10 protein-coding genes are annotated in these 18,279 nt (G+C 59.4%); 4 read left to right on the top strand and 6 right to left on the bottom strand.

Annotated features, from left to right (window positions below):
• Positions 1–29 precede the first annotated feature (29 nt).
• Positions 30–1,064, bottom strand: coding sequence for an alpha/beta fold hydrolase (locus IB250_RS22185; RefSeq protein ID WP_192345592.1), 1,035 nt, complete (start codon positions 1,062–1,064; stop codon positions 30–32).
• A 252-nt stretch (positions 1,065–1,316) separates the two neighbouring features.
• Between IB250_RS22185 and IB250_RS22180 the strand changes: the two genes are divergently transcribed.
• Positions 1,317–6,890 (top strand): dermonecrotic toxin domain-containing protein, encoded by a 5,574-nt coding sequence (locus tag IB250_RS22180; RefSeq protein ID WP_192345591.1) that lies wholly within the window; start codon positions 1,317–1,319, stop codon positions 6,888–6,890.
• A gap of 198 nt (positions 6,891–7,088) precedes the next feature.
• On the opposite strand, the gene metE is transcribed toward IB250_RS22180, so the two are convergent.
• Positions 7,089–9,401 (bottom strand): 5-methyltetrahydropteroyltriglutamate--homocysteine S-methyltransferase, encoded by a 2,313-nt coding sequence (metE, locus tag IB250_RS22175; RefSeq protein ID WP_192345590.1) that lies wholly within the window; start codon positions 9,399–9,401, stop codon positions 7,089–7,091.
• Between the two features lie 120 nt (positions 9,402–9,521).
• On the opposite strand from metE, the gene metR reads away from it, so the two are divergent.
• Entirely contained in the window at positions 9,522–10,439 is a 918-nt protein-coding gene (gene metR, locus IB250_RS22170) for a transcriptional regulator MetR (protein ID WP_192345589.1), read from the top strand.
• Positions 10,440–10,661: 222 nt separating this feature from the next.
• Here the strand turns inward: metR and IB250_RS22165 are convergent, their stop codons facing one another.
• From IB250_RS22165 to IB250_RS22150, 4 genes are all read right to left on the bottom strand, one after another.
• Entirely contained in the window at positions 10,662–11,159 is a 498-nt protein-coding gene (locus tag IB250_RS22165; RefSeq protein WP_192345588.1) for a GNAT family N-acetyltransferase, read from the bottom strand.
• A 1-nt stretch (position 11,160) separates the two neighbouring features.
• Positions 11,161–11,799, bottom strand: coding sequence for a LysE family translocator (locus IB250_RS22160; protein WP_008072313.1), 639 nt, complete (start codon positions 11,797–11,799; stop codon positions 11,161–11,163).
• Positions 11,800–11,822: 23 nt separating this feature from the next.
• Positions 11,823–12,257, bottom strand: coding sequence for an NUDIX hydrolase (locus IB250_RS22155; protein ID WP_192345587.1), 435 nt, complete (start codon positions 12,255–12,257; stop codon positions 11,823–11,825).
• 207 nt (positions 12,258–12,464) lie between these two features.
• Positions 12,465–13,823 (bottom strand): HD domain-containing phosphohydrolase, encoded by a 1,359-nt coding sequence (locus IB250_RS22150; RefSeq protein ID WP_192345586.1) that lies wholly within the window; start codon positions 13,821–13,823, stop codon positions 12,465–12,467.
• 256 nt (positions 13,824–14,079) lie between these two features.
• On the opposite strand from IB250_RS22150, the gene IB250_RS22145 reads away from it, so the two are divergent.
• Together IB250_RS22145 and IB250_RS22140 are read left to right on the top strand one after the other, a co-directional pair.
• Positions 14,080–16,386, top strand: coding sequence for an EAL domain-containing protein (locus IB250_RS22145; protein ID WP_192345585.1), 2,307 nt, complete (start codon positions 14,080–14,082; stop codon positions 16,384–16,386).
• Positions 16,383–18,257, top strand: a complete 1,875-nt coding sequence (locus IB250_RS22140; protein WP_192345584.1) for a putative bifunctional diguanylate cyclase/phosphodiesterase — start codon at positions 16,383–16,385, stop codon at positions 18,255–18,257. Before IB250_RS22145 ends, IB250_RS22140 begins: the two co-directional genes overlap by 4 nt.
• The last annotated feature ends 22 nt before the right edge of the window (positions 18,258–18,279 follow it).

Here is an 18,279-nt window from a genome sequence, read left to right as displayed (position 1 = left end):
CAGGCTCGCTCCCACATTGGATTGGGGTGTTACAGAAGATTGTGTTCGGCCACTGGATCGATTTGTGCCCAATGCGAAGTATCCTCGCGATGGGCCTGCAAATACGGCAACACCGCCGCCAGCAACGGCGCCTTGAACGCCTCCTGAAAACGATGGGCCAGCCCCGGGATCAGCTTCAACTGACTGCCGCGAATGTGCGCCGCCAGGTGTACGCCGTGCATCACTGGCAACAAAGGATCGGCGGTGCCGTGAACCACCAGCGTCGGCACTCGCAATTGATTGAGCAGCGCCACACGGCTACGTTCAGCGAGGATCGCCATGATCTGGCGCTTCACGCCCTCCGGGTTGAACGCCCGGTCATAAGACTGCGCCGCCTGCTGCAACAACGCCTGCCGGTCATCGCTCACCGCCGGGCTGCCCAGTGCCGCCAGCAAGTCGGCCTGTTGCTCCAGCGCCACCTCCCGATTCGGTGCGCCGCGTCGCGCGAGTAACTGCACCAGCGCCGCACTCGGTGTCGGCAAACCTTCGGCACCCGAGCTGGTCATCAGCAAGGTCAGGCTCTCGACACGCTGCGGTGCCATGGCCGCCATATGCTGAGCGATCATCCCGCCCATGCTGGCGCCCAGTACGTGGAATTGCTCGACGTGCAAGGCATCCATCAACCCAAACGCATCGTCTGCCATGTCGGTCAGGGTATACGGCGCCGATACCGGCAAGCCGAGTTTGTAGCGCAGCACTTCGAAGGTCAGGTTGGCGTCGACAGGCGTCTGCCGCCAGGTCGAGAGGCCGACATCGCGATTGTCATAGCGGATGACCCGAAACCCCTGCTGACACAGCGCAACCACCACTTCGTCCGGCCAGTGAATCAACTGCCCGCCCAGGCCCATCACCAGCAACAACGCAGGGTCCGAGGCACGGCCAATGCTCTGGTAAGCCAGGCTCACCTGCTCCAGATCGACCAGCTCGGTCGGAACATTGACATCGCACCGCGAAGCCGCCAGGGACGACATGCTGAACAATAAAGCGGCCAGAAAAGTGGCCGCCGATAACAATAAAGCACGCATGAAAAACACCGAAACGCAGAACTCCAGTAGAGCGCGAGTCTGATGAAGTTTGTTCAAGCGCGCTGCCACAGTTACGTGACAGTTTGATGAAGATTGCCGAGCGGTCATCGCGACAGCCCGATTGCACGAGGTGCGTTCGATCACATCCGCCTCTGATGCGATAACTATTTACCGCCACCGTCCCCGAGAACTTTCCTTAAATGGCTCGCAAATGGAGTGGAACCGCCGCTCCTCGCACCGAGCCCTGTTGATATGACCGATAGACTTCTTTTCGACCTCCCCAACCCGGCGCCGATCCTCATCCCTACCCCATCCGCGCTGCCGCCTCTCTACGACGAAAGCCTGTTTCTGCATGCTTCGGCCCGCTGGCGCGAAAGCAGCGAGGGCTTGCGCGAGCTTCTTGCCGCCAGTCCGGGAATGCGTGACACGCTCACTCAACTGTTGAAACAGAAACTCGATCTGGCCGGGCAACAAGCTGGCTTGCTCTTCGTCGCCACACAGGAGCATCCGCAACGGTTTGTCAGCTTCACCGATGCCTGCGCCTTCATCCTGCAACACCCGACACTGGAGACGACGCTCGATGAGCGCTGCCAAGTGACCGGTCTGAGTCAGACTCATCCCCTGTCGAACCTGACGCCACTGCAAATGCTCGAACGACTCAAGACACTCAACCCCGAACAGTCGCACCGCGAGCGCTGGGCAACCTACTGGGACACGCGCGCCCCCGGCACTGCGGTATCGCGCAAACAACGGGCAATACAACTTTACCGTCAGCATTTCGAAGCGAGCCTTCAACTGGCATTCGCCCGGAGAACCCTGACGGCGGAACAGCTCAAACCCCTGTTGTTGATCATTGATCCGCCCCTCGGTGCTCTGACGCTGGACGGCCAGCCTGTCCATACCGAGCAATTGGTCCTGGTATTGAGCAACCTCAGCAGAGTCGAACTCCCAGGCGCATGGGTCATCACCACAGGCGAGGCGGCCAGCGGCAGTCAATGGCTGTATCTGCCTTGCCGGCCCGTCGCAATTCAACTTTTCAGTCAACGCAGAGACATGGAGGCCTGGCTTCTCCAACAGGCACTCGTCCCGCCCGGCTTGCCCACCGATAACGTTCGCTTTGAATACACCGCCAAAACCGACCCCATGGGCGTGGGCGCAAGCGACCTGTTTGCGGCGTGCCAGCCGGCTCAGGTCAGCGCGTTGCGCCACGGAACCCGCGACAAGCCCGGGTTGGCCGAGCACGGTGCGCAATCCCTCGTCCTGGCTGACCAGGTTGACCAAGAGCGCGGCAAAACTGCCATTCTCGCCTCCCACCCCAAGCTGGAAACCGCCGATGGCGACACGGTGGCCGGTGAACAACCACTGTTTGGCAGCCTACATGCGGACATCCCCTTGTCACTGCGCAGGGCCGCGCTGAACAAGCAGCGCGATGCGCTCGAAACATTGGTGGCAGAGGTAGGAGATGGCCAGGGCCTGCAACCGTTCAAGGACTCGCTCAGAGCGTTGGAAACCGCCGAAGAAGCCGCAGACAAGGCCGCCTCTGCATTGCTTTATCGATCGCGCCCATTAGATGTGGTCACGTTCCAGCAGGCGTTCACCGACCTGCACAGCGCCCATAAGGCCGGTCTGCACGCAGAAGCCAGGCTCCAACTGGCGCTTAAACAACTCAGTGACGAGGAGTGCAGCCTGCTCAAAGCCTTGCTGGACACTCCCGACAATCCAGGTCCGGACCCGGTCGCGGCCAGCCTGACCTTATCGATGACCGAACAGAGCGGTGACAAAACCACGGTCACCGCCCAGGAACTCAACGGCGCATTTATCGTCACCCGAGCGGATGCGCTGACCGATGCCAATTCGCCGCACAGCGTGCTGCTCTACTGGTCTGGCACCGGCGGTGGTCTGCAACGATTTGCCAACCGTCGTGAGCTTGAACGCCAGGTATTGCAGATTCATCAACAGGACAATGCACTGACATTGCAGCTGAATAAAATTCCTGGCGACGCGCTGACGTACGGGCTGAACCAACTGACCAGCGACTTCGAAGAACAGGCCGGCGCACTACGCCAGGGTCACGCCGAGCCGGCCAAGGCCGCGCAGCGTGCCGAACAACTGGAAATCTTGCGCAAACACGCCCGTGCCACGTTGCAGGTTCCGGTGCATGCCGCCAGGAACCTTGCTTTCGCCCACCTGCAGGAGCAAGACCGCAGCAATATCCTCGCCTCCAACCTGCCGAATTGGCTCAGTGCACTGATCGAGGCTGACCGTACCAGGCTCAAGCGACTGATCGAGGCATACATCACGGCGATGCAACGCAGCCACGAACTGATAACAGTCGCCCTGGAACCCCGTGACGACTTCACCCGCAAACACTTGCACGCCCGTCTGCGCAAGGATTTCTCGATCAAGGGCCGTTTCGAGGTGAAGCTCGACTTGCCCGATTCGGTGAAATGGACAAAGCATCTCGATGCCGCTCCCGGAGCGCCAGGAACCCCGCAAAAACTCGTACTCAGTCCAAGTGTGACGCGTAGCAGGATGCCCCTCGAGGACCTGGCCCAACACAATATAGACAACACACCATCGATGAACCTGGAACCCCTTTCCCTGCGATTGAGCTTCATGCAGGTGGAGGTTACTGCGGCGAACACGTCAGAAGCCCAGGCCCTGAAAAGCGGCATCACCCGTGATTATCTGATGAGGGTCCTGCCGGAGCTCGACTTGCCCAAGGCATACGAAACGCTGATCCGCGACGCGTTCACAGGGGCGGCCACCGAGTCCGTCTTCAGCAAAGAGCATCGCCGCGAGAGCCTGATCGAGCCCTGGGCTCTGATGCTCAAATTGCAGGGTGAGACCGCCCTCTTGCAAAAGCAGATCGACCAAAACGACCTGCAAGTCCTGAACATCGCCATCGACGCCGACACCCCCCAAGCCTGGCGCACCGATGGCAAGCGCATCGTATTGCTGCCGGCCCACTTGAGCGTGGGTGGCAAGGACACACCCAATGAAGGCCCCGTGACTCTGTCTGGCGTGAACTTCATCGAGGAACAGGTCAGCGGGGTCACCCTGCTATACCTGCCCGACAGCCCCGATGGCCAATTCCTGCGCCGTTACGACAACCTGGAAGCCGCTCGCAAGGCCCTGTTCAACCTGTGTCTGCATGACAAATGGGTCGGCTACCTGGCTGGCCGGGCCTTACAGGGTGACGTACGAGCCCACGAAATCCGCATCAAGCAGAGCATGCTTAAACACTTCGACGCCTTGATCGGAGTCGGCTTGCGTTGGCCCGCAACCACCTCGTTGGCGGCCCACCTGGTCAATGCTCAGATGGGTCGCCTGATCGAAACTCATCGCGGCACCTCCCGCGCCAACGACGCGCTGTACATGGAGCGTTACGCACTGAAAGGCCCGCGCGCCTTCAACTACATAAAAATGGCTTTTGGACTGGTGCCTTTCGTCGGGACCGCTATCTCACTCTACGATGTCTGGATCGCCGCGAACCAGGCGGTGTCGGCCTTTTTACGCGCAGACGTGGGTGACGGCCTGGCGGAGGTCGAATCGGTGCTGTTGTCGCTGATCGACGCGGCCATGGATCTGCTCCCCGGTGAAGTTGCAGCCTCGGCGCTTTCCCGGACAGCCCGCTCCGTCACGCGCGCGCGCCAGCTGCATAAGTTGGGCACAACGGCGGCCGCGATACAGGTGCCCTCGATGCGTCAGGCCCGGCATGTGGCCGAACGCTTCGCCGGTTACGAGTATGAGCAGCCAGTCTCCCTGTCGGGACTGCAGCCGGCAATCCAGGGGACCTATCGCAATATCTACCGCCATGCCGAGGGTGATTTTATCGTGCGCCAGGGACGGATTTTCCAGGTCGAGCGCAGCAAGGACTCACGCAACTGGCGCTTGAGCGGCAATAGTCAAAAAACCTACAAACAGCCCATCGCGCTCGATGAAGCAGGCCACTGGGATACTTATTTCGGCGTTTATGGCGTTACGTTCGAAGGCGGGGGGCTCGGTGGCGGCAACATGCTCGGGCATCTGGCAGATACGCTTGATCCGGTATGGCCTCAGGCTGTGCGCGAACGGTTGCCTCGCTGGTGGAGCGACCACGCTTATCGTCGCCATCATGCACTGACCGTAGAGGCCGATAGACTCGCGCTGCAATTCGATACCCAGGTAAAGCGCACCAAAGCCGCCCTGCAAGCCTACAACGCCAATCCAGAGCGCCCCAAGGCGCTGATGCGCGAAGCTGAGACAGCCTGCATCGCCGATATCGAGTTAGCCAAACAGCACTACCAGACGTTGGCAGATCTGCTTCCACTCAGCCACGGCAACAAAAAGCGCGCGCTTGTGCAAATGCAAAGCGATGACGCGGCGTTACTGACCGACAGGTACAAGCAACAATTGTTCTTTGCCAATCATCGAACCGATCCCCTGCTGAACAGTATCGATGCGCTGATAGAGAGTCTGGACACATTGCCCGCTACAGCGCTCTCCGACCGGCTGCGGGTGCTGGGGAATATCCGGAAGCTGCGGCTGGAAACGATTAAACAACTCGACACCATCAAGGCCCAAATGCGGGACCTTAACTATTGGTACGAGAAAATTACCGTCAAGGCACACAAAGCCCAACTGACCCAGGAAGTCACAATGCTGAACGGGCGTCTCAGCGAGGCAAATCTCCTTTACTTGAGAACCGGTAACTTGCTGGAAATGGTGACACGCTATGACACCGCCAACGATGTGTCCTGGTTCTGGCTCCAAAGCCAGGCGCAAGTGAAAAGAGCCCAAGTCGACCGCGCCCTGTTCACCCAATTCAGTCTGCCGGAAGTCAATGTTACCAAGGCTCAGCGTAACCAGATCCTTCAAGAGTGCATCGAGTACTACAGTCAATTTCGTCGGGATATGAATGCCTGGACTGCCAGCTATCCTCAGCATTTTCATCTGAATGACGTGCCGTCATTGATGGACGGCATCGCGAAAATGGCCGAGAAAGCGCGCAAGGCGCTTGATTTGCCTGCACCGACTATTCCAGGGCGCAGCAACAAAAAGGTGTTCACCACTGAAGGCGACCAATTGTTGATCGGGGTGGAGCGCTGGGAAACGACTACACAAAAGCGGCAATACATCCTGACGGGACGAAGTGGGTACATGGAAATCTGGGAACAAGGGAGCAACGGCAAATTCCGCCTCTTGAACCCACAGCCACAGCCATCCCACTCCATTCGCAGAGAACTTGAACCGTTAGTGGCTGATGCCCGCCACCGATTGCAATCACAAGAAACCTACCAGGCCAGGGTTCAAGCCTACGCGGATCAAGACATGCTCCCGGTGGACCTCGAGCACATGATGGTCAGTGAGGCGAATGAACTCACACGCCGCGCTCTTGGTATCGAGGACATTGCCCCAGGCAATGCCCTTGTCCAGCAGCTACGCGACAAGGCCACCGAATTGATTGCCACCGGTCGCGCACTGCGAACCCGTCAGTCGCTGCTGATCAAAAAACCCACCGATGGCATGCTCGACGACCTCGTCACGCACCACGTGGTAGATATCCGTAAAACCAGCCCGATCAAAAACCTGGGCAAACGCTCGAATGGTCGAATTGACTATATGCAGGAATACGAAGTCTGGGATTTGACGCAAACACCAGCGAAAGTGCTGTGGTACGCCCACTTCCATTACAACAAGGCCGCACCTGTATTCGGCGCATTCGAGAAAGCCCACTTGAAATTACCGGAACATCGGTTTCTCACCCACGCGGACAACGCCGACCTGCCTTACGCCGATATCGGCAAACAATCTGCCGCGCTGCCACACTTCGAAAACCTCTGATGAAAAAAAGGAGCGGGATTACCCCCAATGCCAGTCAGTTAAGGCGCAATCCATGTGGGAGCGGGCTTGCTCGCGAAGACGGCGGCACAGTCAACATTGATGTTGCCTGATGCACCGCTTTCGCGAGCAAGCCCGCTCCCACATGGATTGCGCATTAACTGACTGGCATTGGGGATTACCCCGCTCCTTCCTGACGCTTCACGCCAGCTGGCTACGCAACTGCCGTGCTGCCGCAACCATGTTTACCAGCGCTGCTTCGGTTTCCGGCCAGGCGCGGGTTTTCAAACCGCAATCGGGGTTGACCCACAACCGCTCGGCCGGAATCCGCTTCACCGCTTTGCTCATCAACTTGACCATCTCGGTCGTGTCCGGCACCCGTGGCGAGTGGATGTCATAGACGCCCGGGCCGATGTCGTTCGGGTAGTCGAACGCTTCGAAGGCTGCCAGCAATTCCATGTCCGAGCGCGAGGTTTCGATGGTGATCACGTCGGCGTCCATGGCGGCGATGGACTCGATCACGTCGTTGAATTCGCTGTAGCACATGTGGGTGTGAATCTGGGTTTCGTCACGCACGCCCGATGCACTCAAGCGGAAGGCTTCCACCGCCCAGTCCAGGTATTCCTGCCATTGCGCCCGGCGCAGTGGCAGCCCTTCACGGAACGCGGCTTCGTCGATCTGCACGATCTTGATGCCGGCGTTTTCCAGGTCCACCACTTCATCGCGCAAGGCCAGCGCCAGTTGCTGCGCCTGAATTTTGCGCGAGACATCTTCGCGCGGGAACGACCACATCAGCATGGTCACGGGACCGGTGAGCATGCCTTTCATGACCTTGTCGGTGAGGCTCTGGGCATAGGTGATCCAGTCGACCGTCATCGGTTTCGGACGGCTTAGATCGCCGTAGATGATCGCCGGTTTGACGCAGCGCGAGCCGTAGCTCTGGACCCAGCCGAACCGAGTGAACAAGTAGCCGTCCAGTTGTTCGGCAAAGTACTCGACCATGTCGTTGCGCTCGGCTTCACCATGCACCAGCACGTCCAGGCCGAGGCGTTCCTGGATTTGCACGGCGTGGCGGATTTCGCTGTGCATGGCATCGGTGTAATCGTTGGCCGACAGCTTGCCTTGCTTGAAGGCCTGGCGCGCCAAACGGATCGATGCGGTCTGTGGGAACGAGCCGATGGTGGTGGTCGGGAACGCCGGCAGTTTCAGCCGTGCCTGTTGTTGTGCGATGCGTTTGGTAAATGGTGAGTGACGCTGGCTGTCCGCTGCACCGATGGCGTTGATTCGGGCCTGAACATCCGTTTTGTGGATACGCGGAGATTGAGCGCGACTGGCCGCAATGGCGCGGCTTTCAGCCAGGGCGGTTTGCACTTTGGGCGATTGCGGATCGTTGAGCGCATCGCGCAACACGGCGATTTCACCGCACTTCTGCACGGCAAATGCCAGCCAGCTTTTCAGTTCCGGATCGAGTTTGTCTTCACGGTCCAGGTCCACCGGGCTGTGCAGCAGCGAGCAGGAACTGCTGACCCACAAGTTATCGCCAAAACGCTCCTGGGCCGGCTGCAGTTGCGCGAGGACTTGCTCCAGCTCGCAGCGCCAGACGTTGCGGCCGTTAACCAGACCCACCGAGAGAATTTTGTAAGTCGGCAGACGATCCAGCACCTGACCGAGTTGATCCGGCGCGCGCACCGCGTCGATGTGCAAGCCTTGCACTGGCAGGCTGACAGCCAGGCCGAGGTTGTCTTCCAGGCCACTGAAGTAAGTCGCCACGAGTTTTTTCAGCGGCGAGTATTGGAGGATGTGATAGGCGCGTTCGAAGGCGTTTTTCCAGGCCTGTGGCAGGTCGAGGGTGAGGATCGGTTCATCGATCTGCACCCACTCCACGCCTTGGGCAGCGAGGCGACCGAGAATTTCGCCGTAGATTGGCAGCAGGCGCTCCAGTAGATCGAGCTTGTCGAAGTCATCACCCTTCGCCTTGCCCAGCCACAGGTAAGTCAACGGGCCGATGATCACCGGTTTGACGTTGTGGCCCAGGGCTTTGGCTTCGTCGACTTCGTCGAACAGCTGTTCCCAGCTCAGTTTGAACTGTTGATCAGCGGTGAATTCCGGGACCAGATAATGGTAGTTGGTGTCGAACCATTTGGTCAGTTCTTGGGCGTATTGCGCCTGGGTATGTTCACCGCCGCAGCAGGCTGCGGTAGCGCCACGGGCCATGGCGAACAGGGTGTCGAGGGTCGGCAGGCCACGTTTATCTTTGGCACTGTCAAAACGCTCCGGGATCACGCCGAAGGTCAGTGAGTGAGTCAGCACCTGGTCGTACCAGGCGAAGTCGCCCACGGGCAGCAGGTCGATGCCAGCGTCTTTCTGCAATTGCCAGTGGGTGGCGCGCAATTGGCGGCCGACGCTTTTCAATGCGTCCTGGTCAAGATCGCCCTTCCAGTAGGCTTCAAGGGCTTTTTTCAGTTCGCGGTCTGCGCCGATGCGCGGGAAACCAAGTGTGTGGGCCAAGGCCATGGTAAGAGTTCTCTCTATAAAGGACGCTATAAAACATGGTGCTATTGTCGACAGCTCACCCAACATGAGACAAACTCAACCTTTTCGTGTTGATCACAAGTTTTCCTCATGGAGCCCCCGGTGCTTGAAATCCGTCACCTGAAAACCCTGCACGCCTTGCGCGAAGCCGACAGCCTGGTGGATGCGGCCGACCGCCTGCACCTGACCCAGTCGGCGTTGTCTCATCAGTTCAAGGAGCTGGAAGAGCGCATGGGCATGCCGTTGTTCGTGCGCAAGACCAAACCGGTGCGCTTCACCAGTGCCGGCTTGCGCCTGCTGCAACTGGCCGACGCCACTCTGCCGTTGCTGCGCGGCGCCGAGCGTGACATTGCGCGGCTGGCGGGCGGCACGGCGGGGCGTTTGCACATGGCGATCGAGTGCCACAGCTGCTTTCAATGGCTGATGCCGACCATCGACCAATTCCGCGATGCCTGGCCGGAAGTCGAGCTGGACCTGGCCTCGGGGTTCTCCTTCGCCCCGCTGCCGGCGCTGGCCCGAGGCGATCTGGACCTGGTGGTAACCTCCGACCCGCTGGAACTGGTCGGGATCACTTACGTGCCGTTGTTCACCTACGAAGCCATGCTCGCGGTGGCTAACCAGCATCGCCTGGCGACCAAGCCGTACATCGTGCCCGAAGATTTGCTGACGGAAACCTTGATCACCTACCCGGTGGAGCGTGATCGGCTGGACATCTTTACCCGCTTCCTGGAGCCAGCCGACATCGAACCGGCCCAGGTCCGCACCTCGGAACTGACGGTGATGATGATGCAACTGGTGGCCAGCGGTCGCGGCGTCTGCGGCATGCCTCATTGGGCGCTGCATGAATACAGTTCACGGGGTTATGTGAAGGCCAAGCGACTGGGGGAGAAAGGCTTGTTTGCGACGTTGTATGCCGGGATTCGCGCCGACATGCTGGATGCACCCTACATGCGCGACTTTTTGCTGACGGCCAAGGACACGTCGTTTTCGACGCTGGATGGGGTTAGTGCAGTTCGCTGAAATGCTGTCGATTCTGATCAAAGTTGAAGGGTGATTGTTCAGGCCTCATCGCGGGCAAGCCCGCTCCCACAGATATCTGCTTTGATTAGAAGACTTGTGAACGACATCGAATACTGTGGGAGCGAGGCTTGCCCGCGAAAGCGGTGTGTCAGCCGACATCAATGTTCGATTTGAAACCGTCTTCGCGGGTAAGCCTCGCGCCTACAAGGGATCGGGGTGATTTCAGAGCTCTCGCCACATATGGATCTTGTCGAAGTAGTCCTCACCGACCCGCACGGCCAGCGGCTCAAGCCCGAACTGCACGAAGCCGCATCGCTGATACAGCTTGAAGGCGGCTTCGTTGCCGGCGGTAACGGTCAACTGGATCAGCTTCAGGCCCTGGTGAGCCTGGGCTTCAGCCAACGCAGCCTGAACCAGTTGATAACCGAGCCCGCGCTGCCGAACCGCCCCTGAAACGTACATGCCGAACAACGTCGCCTTGTGCCGGGCCTTCTCCCGCGGCTCGAAGGCCAGCCCGACGATGCCCGCCAGCTCACCCTTCTCGAACGCCCCGAACACTACGTCCAGCTTGCCGGTCAGGCGCGATTCCCACCAACTCAACGGCATTACCGCGCGCTCGCGCACGCTGGACGTGAACGCCTGGGGATGCAAGTCATAGGCCTCAAGCATCAACGCCCGGTAATCCAGGGCATGGCTGGCATCAAGCCGTTGAATCCACATTTCAGGCCACTCGCCGCTGCTCGAGCATCAAGCGCACCGCCAGCCCGGATAGCACGAAGCCCATGAAGTAACGCTGCATCGCCAGCCAGTTCGGGTTGTTGACGAACCAGGACGCGATGCCCGCGGCAAACAGCGCGATCAGCAGATTGACGCTGAAGCTCACGCTGATCTGGGTCAGGCCGAGGATGATGCTCTGGGTGAACACGGAACCGTGCTCAGGGGTAATGAACTGCGGAAACACCGACAGGTAAAACACCGCGATTTTCGGGTTCAGCGCGCTGGTGAGAAAGCCCATGGTAATCAGCTTGCGGGACGAGTCCGCCGGCAACTGCTGCGCCTCGAACGGCGAACGCGCACCGGGCTTGACCGCCTGCCAGGCCAGCCACAACAGGTACAACGCACCGGCCCACTTCAACACTTCATAGGCCATCGGCACTGCCACGAACACCGCGGTCAAACCCGCAGCGGCCGCGAACAGGTGCACTAAAAACCCCGCGACCACGCCGAGCAACGAAGTCACTCCGGCCTTGCGCCCCTGGCAGATTGAACGAGAGATCAGGTAGATCATGTTTGGCCCGGGCGTGAGTACCATCAGCAGCGCCGCGGCGGCGAAAATCAGCAAATCTTGAAGCGGGATCATGGGCATCCTCCGTCCTTGGACGATCAAGCGGTTTCGTTCAGTGAGGCTCGATAAAACGGCAATATCTGGTCCCGTGTCAATGGCGCCAGCATGACATCGCCATCGGTGGCAGGATCGATCCAGCGCACTTCTTCGATTTCCGCCGCTGGGGAGACGTGTGAGTCGATGATCAATTGAAAAAGTTCGGCTTGTACGACAAAACCCGGCTCATTGGCGGCCGGTGCCGAGAATTGCCCCAGGTAGGCGGCATGGGCCGGATCGATAACCAGCCCCAGTTCCTCTTCCAACTCCCGAGCGAGGGCATGGACCGGTTGCTCATGGGCCTCGATCTTGCCTCCCGGCTGCATGAACGCCTGGGTACCGCGCTTGCGCACCAGCAGGGTGCGACCGTCGGGGCTGATCAGCAGGGCTGCGGCGATGCGGATGAGGCGGGGCGAAGCGGCGGATGGAAGTGTCATGGATCAGGATTGGCCTTGGGTAAAGGGTGCAAGGATCACATGTGTACCGGTTCTTCGTCACGCCGAAAACTATCTGCCGAGCGTCAAATAATGTGGGAGCGGGCTTGCTCGCGAAAGCGGTGTATCAGCCAACATTAACGTTGAATATAAAACCGTCTTCGCGAGCAAGCCCGCTCCCACACTGGATCTGTGCAAAGGCCAGGAAGCTCAGCTCGTCTCGAGAAGCGCGCCCTCCACTTCCTCCGGCACTTTCACAAAAATGCTGTACCTGGCACCCTCCATCGCCTCGAAAGCGATCAACTTCTCCACCAGCGGCCCATTCAACACCTTGCCGGCATTGAGCAGCAGCATGCCGTTGTCGGCGTTGAGATTACGCGCCAGGATCATGCCCGCCGCCAGATCCCGGGTGGTCAGCACCTTCACCGTCGGATCGGCCAGTGTCACGTCGCTCAGATAAGTGGCGCAGACCTGAATGAAATCCTCCACCAGCTCCGGGTCGTAGAGGCGACCGGCGTACTGGCGGATATACACCAGGGCTTCATCGCTGTTCATCTGCCGTTCAAGAATCAGGCCGCGCTGCAACTCGATGAAATCCACTGCCAGTTTCAGCAACCGCGAACCGAACGGAATCGCTTCGCCCTTGAGCCGATCCGGAAAACCGCTGCCGTCCCAACGCTCCTGGTGATGCAGGATCAGCCGAGCGGCATCCTTCATTGGGTCGAGCGTCATCAGCAGCGACTCACTCTGCTTCGGATAACCCCGATAGCGCTCGCGGTCATTGTGATGCAGCAGGTCCGAGGGCGTGCTCATCATGCTGTCGGTCCAGCTCAACTTCCCGATGTTGTAAAGCGCCGCGGCCATGGTCAAGTCACGACTGCTGCCTTCGTCCAGGCCATGCAGTTTGCAGTACACCCGCACCAGTTCGATGATCTGCCGGTTGGTCTGTTTGGCGGGCGGCAGGCGCAGGTTGGCCAGCAACGAAAACACCTCGGTGCCCGTGACATAGCTGCGCTTGAGCTCTTCGTAGGCCAGGTCCAGCATGTCGGCGGTCTGCTGCAGCTCGCTGGTGCGGGCCGCGACGTGTTTTTCCAGGGTGGCGTTGAGCAGCTTCAGTTTCTCGTTCTGATCCCACGTCTCCTGCACCAGACGCAAGCGTTCACGCTCGGAATGCTGATAGGCAAGTGATTGTCGAAGGGTCAGCAGCATTTCCTCATCGTGCCAGGGTTTGCTGATGTAACGATGAATCTGCCCTTCATTGATGGCTTTGATAATGGCCGACGGATCGGCATAACCCGTCAGCATGATCCGGAGAGTATCGGGGTAACGCTGATGGACATGAGCCAGCAGCGTGGCGCCGTCCATATTGGGCATGCGCGCGTCACTCATCACCAGATCGATCGGCTGCTGCGCCATGATCTCCAGCGCCTGGGCACCGCTGGTGGCCAGCAGTACCTCGTAGGGCTGACTGCGTAGCAGACGGCGCAGACTATTGAGAATCGACTCCTCATCGTCGACCAGTAGTAATTTGGGTTTATCGGTCACTGTCGTGGGGAGTTGCTCTTCCATGGCATTACCTCAAGTGAAACGTGTGTCTTTATGTCGCGCGCGGGGCGAATGTCCTGGCGTTCCCGAGCCTGACCTACAGGCTAGATGATTTTCAGCCCGACTCCGGAAATGATTCGTCTCAGTCAACCGGGCGAATTTCTGGCCGGGCGACTATGCTCAGATCACTCGGATCCAAACGATACCCGCTTCATCCTGCGATCAGGGAAGGGATACCCTCTATGAACTCATTGCACCAACCTGCTGTCGGTACAGGCGCATGTCAGTGAACACGCTGCTTGCGCGCATTAATCGTCGGATTCTCATTGTCGATGACACCGCGTCGATCCATGAGGATTTTGCCAAGATTCTCAGCCCGCCATCGATCGAAGACGACAGCCTGATCAGCGCCGAAAACGCCCTGTTCGGTACCCCGGCGTCGGTATCGTTGCAAAGTTTCGTCATCGATTCCGCGTTTCAGGGCCGCGAAGCGCTGGACAAGGTCGAGAGCGCACTGGCGAATGACTCGCCCTACGCGATGGCCTTTATCGACATGCGCATGCCGCCGGGCTGGGACGGTCTGGAAACCATCGAACGCTTGTGGCAAGTCGATCCCAAGCTGCAGGTGGCGCTCTGCACCGCGTATTCCGACTATTCCTGGGAAGACATCGCCGAGCGTCTGGAACTGGGCGATCGCCTGCTTATCCTGAAAAAACCCTTCGATGCCATCGAGATCCGTCAGATGGCCAGCGCATTGACCGCCAAGTGGCAAATGACCGAAGACGCGGCGCTGAAGATGTCCTTGCTGGAGCACGCGGTCGAAGAGCGCACCCGGGAATTGTCCGACGCCAACATCATCGTGCAGAACAGCCCGACCATTCTGTATCGGCTGCGGGGCGAACCGTCGTTCCCGTTGATGTACATCTCCCACAACATCACCAAATACGGCCACATCGCGGCGGCCCTGGTGGCGTCGGCCAATTGGGCGCAGGAGCTGATCCATCCTGACGATCAGGCAAAAGTCGATACGGCGATGGCCAGGGTACTGGACCGCCATGCGTCAGGTGCTTCCATCGAGTTTCGGATGCGCACCGGTGACGGGGACTGGCGCTGGGTCGAAAACCGCTATATCCCGGTGCGCGATGATGAAGGCCGCTTGCTGGAAGTCGAAGGCATCATCATCGACGTCACCGAACGCAAACTGGCCGAGGAAAAAATCGCCCTGTTGGCCCGCACCGACGGGCTGACCGGGCTGGCCAACCGCGCGACGCTGATCGAACGGCTGCACCAGGCATTCGCCGCCGCCCGGCGCGGGGCCACACCGTTCGCCATGTTTTACCTGGACCTGGATCATTTCAAACGGATCAACGACACCCTCGGCCATCCGGTGGGCGACCTGCTGTTGCAAGAGGTCGCCGGGCGCATAAAAAACTGCGTGCGCGAAAACGATGTGGTCGCCCGACTGGGTGGCGACGAGTTCGCGATACTGCAACTGGACGTCGGCGATCCGACTCAATCAGCGGCCCTGGCCGCCAAGGTCCGCGATGCACTGGTGCTCCCCTACTCCCTGGCCGGCAATGATGTGCGGGTTTCGGTCAGCATCGGCATCAGCAGCTATGCGCCGATCAGCCTCAGTGCCGACAGCCTGTTGACCCAAGCCGACATGGCGCTGTATCGCTCCAAGGAAAAAGGCCGCAACCAGTACCACTTCCATTCCGAGGAGATCAATCAGGAAGTGGTCGAGCGCATGACCATCGCCAACGACTTGAAAACGGCCATCGAACACGACGAACTCGAACTGCGTTACTGGCCGGAAGTGGACCTGAGCAGTGGCAAGATCCTCGGCATGGAAGCACAAGTCAGCTGGAACCACCCTCAGCGCGGGTTGCTGGAAGCCCAGGCGTTTTTACCCGCGGCGGAAAAGACCGGCACCATCATTGCCCTCGGTCACTGGGTGCTGGAGCGCGCCTGTCGGCAAATGCGTCAGTGGCGTGACGAAGGCATGGCGCCACCGGTGGTGGCAATAAAACTGTCCCTGGCTCAGCTCAAGAGTGGTCCCGAGCTGATCTATGACGTATTACGCACCACCGCGCGTTGGGAACTGTGCCCGTGGGACCTGCGCTTCGACGTCACCGAGGCGACCCTGGCCCAGACCAAGTGGACGCATAACGATGTACTGCCGCGCCTGCGTGAGCTGGGGGTGAAAATCGCCATCGACGACTTCGGCACCGAATACTCCTCGTTCGATTACCTCAAGACTTATCAGGTCAATCACCTGAAGCTCGCCCAGACCTTCATCGACATGGCCGCACGCGACCCGGCCAGCGCGACGACGTTGCGGGCCATCATCAACTTCGCCCGCGATGTAGGGATCGGCATTATCGCCGAGGGCGTAGAAACCCAGGAGCAACGCAGTTCGCTGATGGCCACCGGCTCACCCATGAACGCCCAGGGTCAATACTTCAGCCAAGCGGTCAGCAGCCAACAGGCTGCCGAGTTGCTGAAGGCCGGGAGCATCCTGCGTGCCAACCACGCAACCGCAACGATGCTGGATGACCCGCCGCGTGCCACGGAGGACAAGGAATGAAAACTCCGTTCGTCCAGGCTAACCGGCGCATCCTGATCATCGACGACACACCTTCGATCCATCAGGACTTTCGCAAGATTCTCGGCCCCGGTACCGACGATGAACAAACGCTCGCCGGCGCTGAAGCCGCGCTTTTCGGCAGCCCGCAGGCGGCACGACTGGTATTTCAGCTCGACTCCGCCTACCAGGGCGAAGAAGCACTCGAACTGGTCAAGCGCGCCCAGGCACAAGGTCGCCCTTACGCAATGGCGTTCACCGACATGCGCATGCCCCCGGGCTGGGATGGCCTGGAAACCATCGAACGGCTCTGGAAGGCTGATCCTCACTTGCAAATCGCGCTGTGCACGGCCTTCTCCGATTACACCTGGGAAGCCATGGCCGAACGACTGGAGTTCGGCGATCAGTTGCTGGTGCTGAAAAAACCTTTCGACAGCCTGGAAATCCGCCAGATGGCCAGCGCCTTGACCTGGAAGTGGCAGATGGCGCAGGACGCGGCCATGAAAGTGCAAACACTGGAGCAAACCATCGAGGCCCGGGTCCATGAGCTGCTCAAGGTGTCGCACTTGTTGCAGTACGACGTATTGACCGAATTACCCAACAGCACCTTGCTGGGCGACCGGCTGAACCAGTCACTGGCCCTGTCGCGACGCCATGACAAACAACTGGCGGTGATGTTTCTGGGGCTCGATCGCTTCAAGCGCATCAACAATGCCTTGGGTCACCCGACCGGTGACGAGATGCTCAAACGTGTCGGGCACAATCTGGTGGCCTGCGTGCGCGCATCCGACTCGGTGTTTCGTTACGGCTCCGATGAGTTTGTGGTGATCCTGGCTGACATCCATCACCCCCAACAGACCAAGGGCATCGCCGAAAAGCTCTTGAACGCCATACGCGCGCCTCAACACATTGCCGGCCACGACCTGAGCGTGACGGCTAGCCTGGGCATCAGCATCTATCCCGAGGACGGTTTCGATGCCATCGCGCTGATCAAAAAAGCCGAAACCGCCATGCGCAACGTCAAGGAAAGCGGCCCGAACGATTTCAGCTTTTTCATCGATGAAATGAACCAGCGCGCCCGGGAACAGCAGAGCATCGAGTCGGGTATTCGCCTGGCGCTGGAACGCAACGAATTTGTCCTGCACTACCAGCCCAAACTTGACCTGGGCAGTGGCAAGGTGGTCGGCGCCGAGGCATTGATCCGCTGGCAAAAGCCGGGGCAAGGCTGGGTTTACCCGACAGATTTCATCGGTGTGGCCGAGGACAGCGGCTTGATCGTACCGTTGAGCAAATGGGTGCTCGCCCAGGCCTGTCAACAAGCCTGCGCCTGGCAGGCGAAAGGTCTGCCGAAACTCTGCATGTCGGTGAACGTATCGGCCATCGATTTCCGTCAGCGGGACTTTGTCAAAGGGATCGAACAGATACTCAAGCAAACCGGTATGGACCCCACCTTGCTGGAGCTGGAAATCACCGAAGGTGTATTGATGCAGAACGTCGATGCCACGATGGTAGCGTTGAATCGTCTCAAGGCATTGGGCGTACGGCTGGCTATCGATGACTTCGGCACCGGCTATTCGAGCCTGAGTTACCTGCAACGGTTTCCCATCGATGTATTGAAAATCGACCAGTCATTCATTCGCGGCCTGAACCGTGATAGCAACGATGCGGCCCTGGTCAGCGCCATCATCAGCCTGGGCAAGAGCCTCAAACTGGCCGTCATTGCCGAAGGGGTGGAAACCCTCGATCAATTGAATTTTCTCAAGGCGCACCATTGCGAGGAAGGCCAGGGTTATTACTTCAGCAAAGCCGTGGAGCCGGAGGCCTTCGTGCAATACCTGATGTCCATGCAGCCCGACTCCTTTGCAGCCAAATGATCGATGTGCAACGACACCCTTT

Source organism: Pseudomonas sp. PDM09, from assembly GCF_014852305.1.
GTDB lineage: Bacteria > Pseudomonadota > Gammaproteobacteria > Pseudomonadales > Pseudomonadaceae > Aquipseudomonas.
The sequence above is the reverse complement of the archived record's forward strand: the minus strand, read 5'-3'. Positions and strand labels throughout refer to the sequence as shown.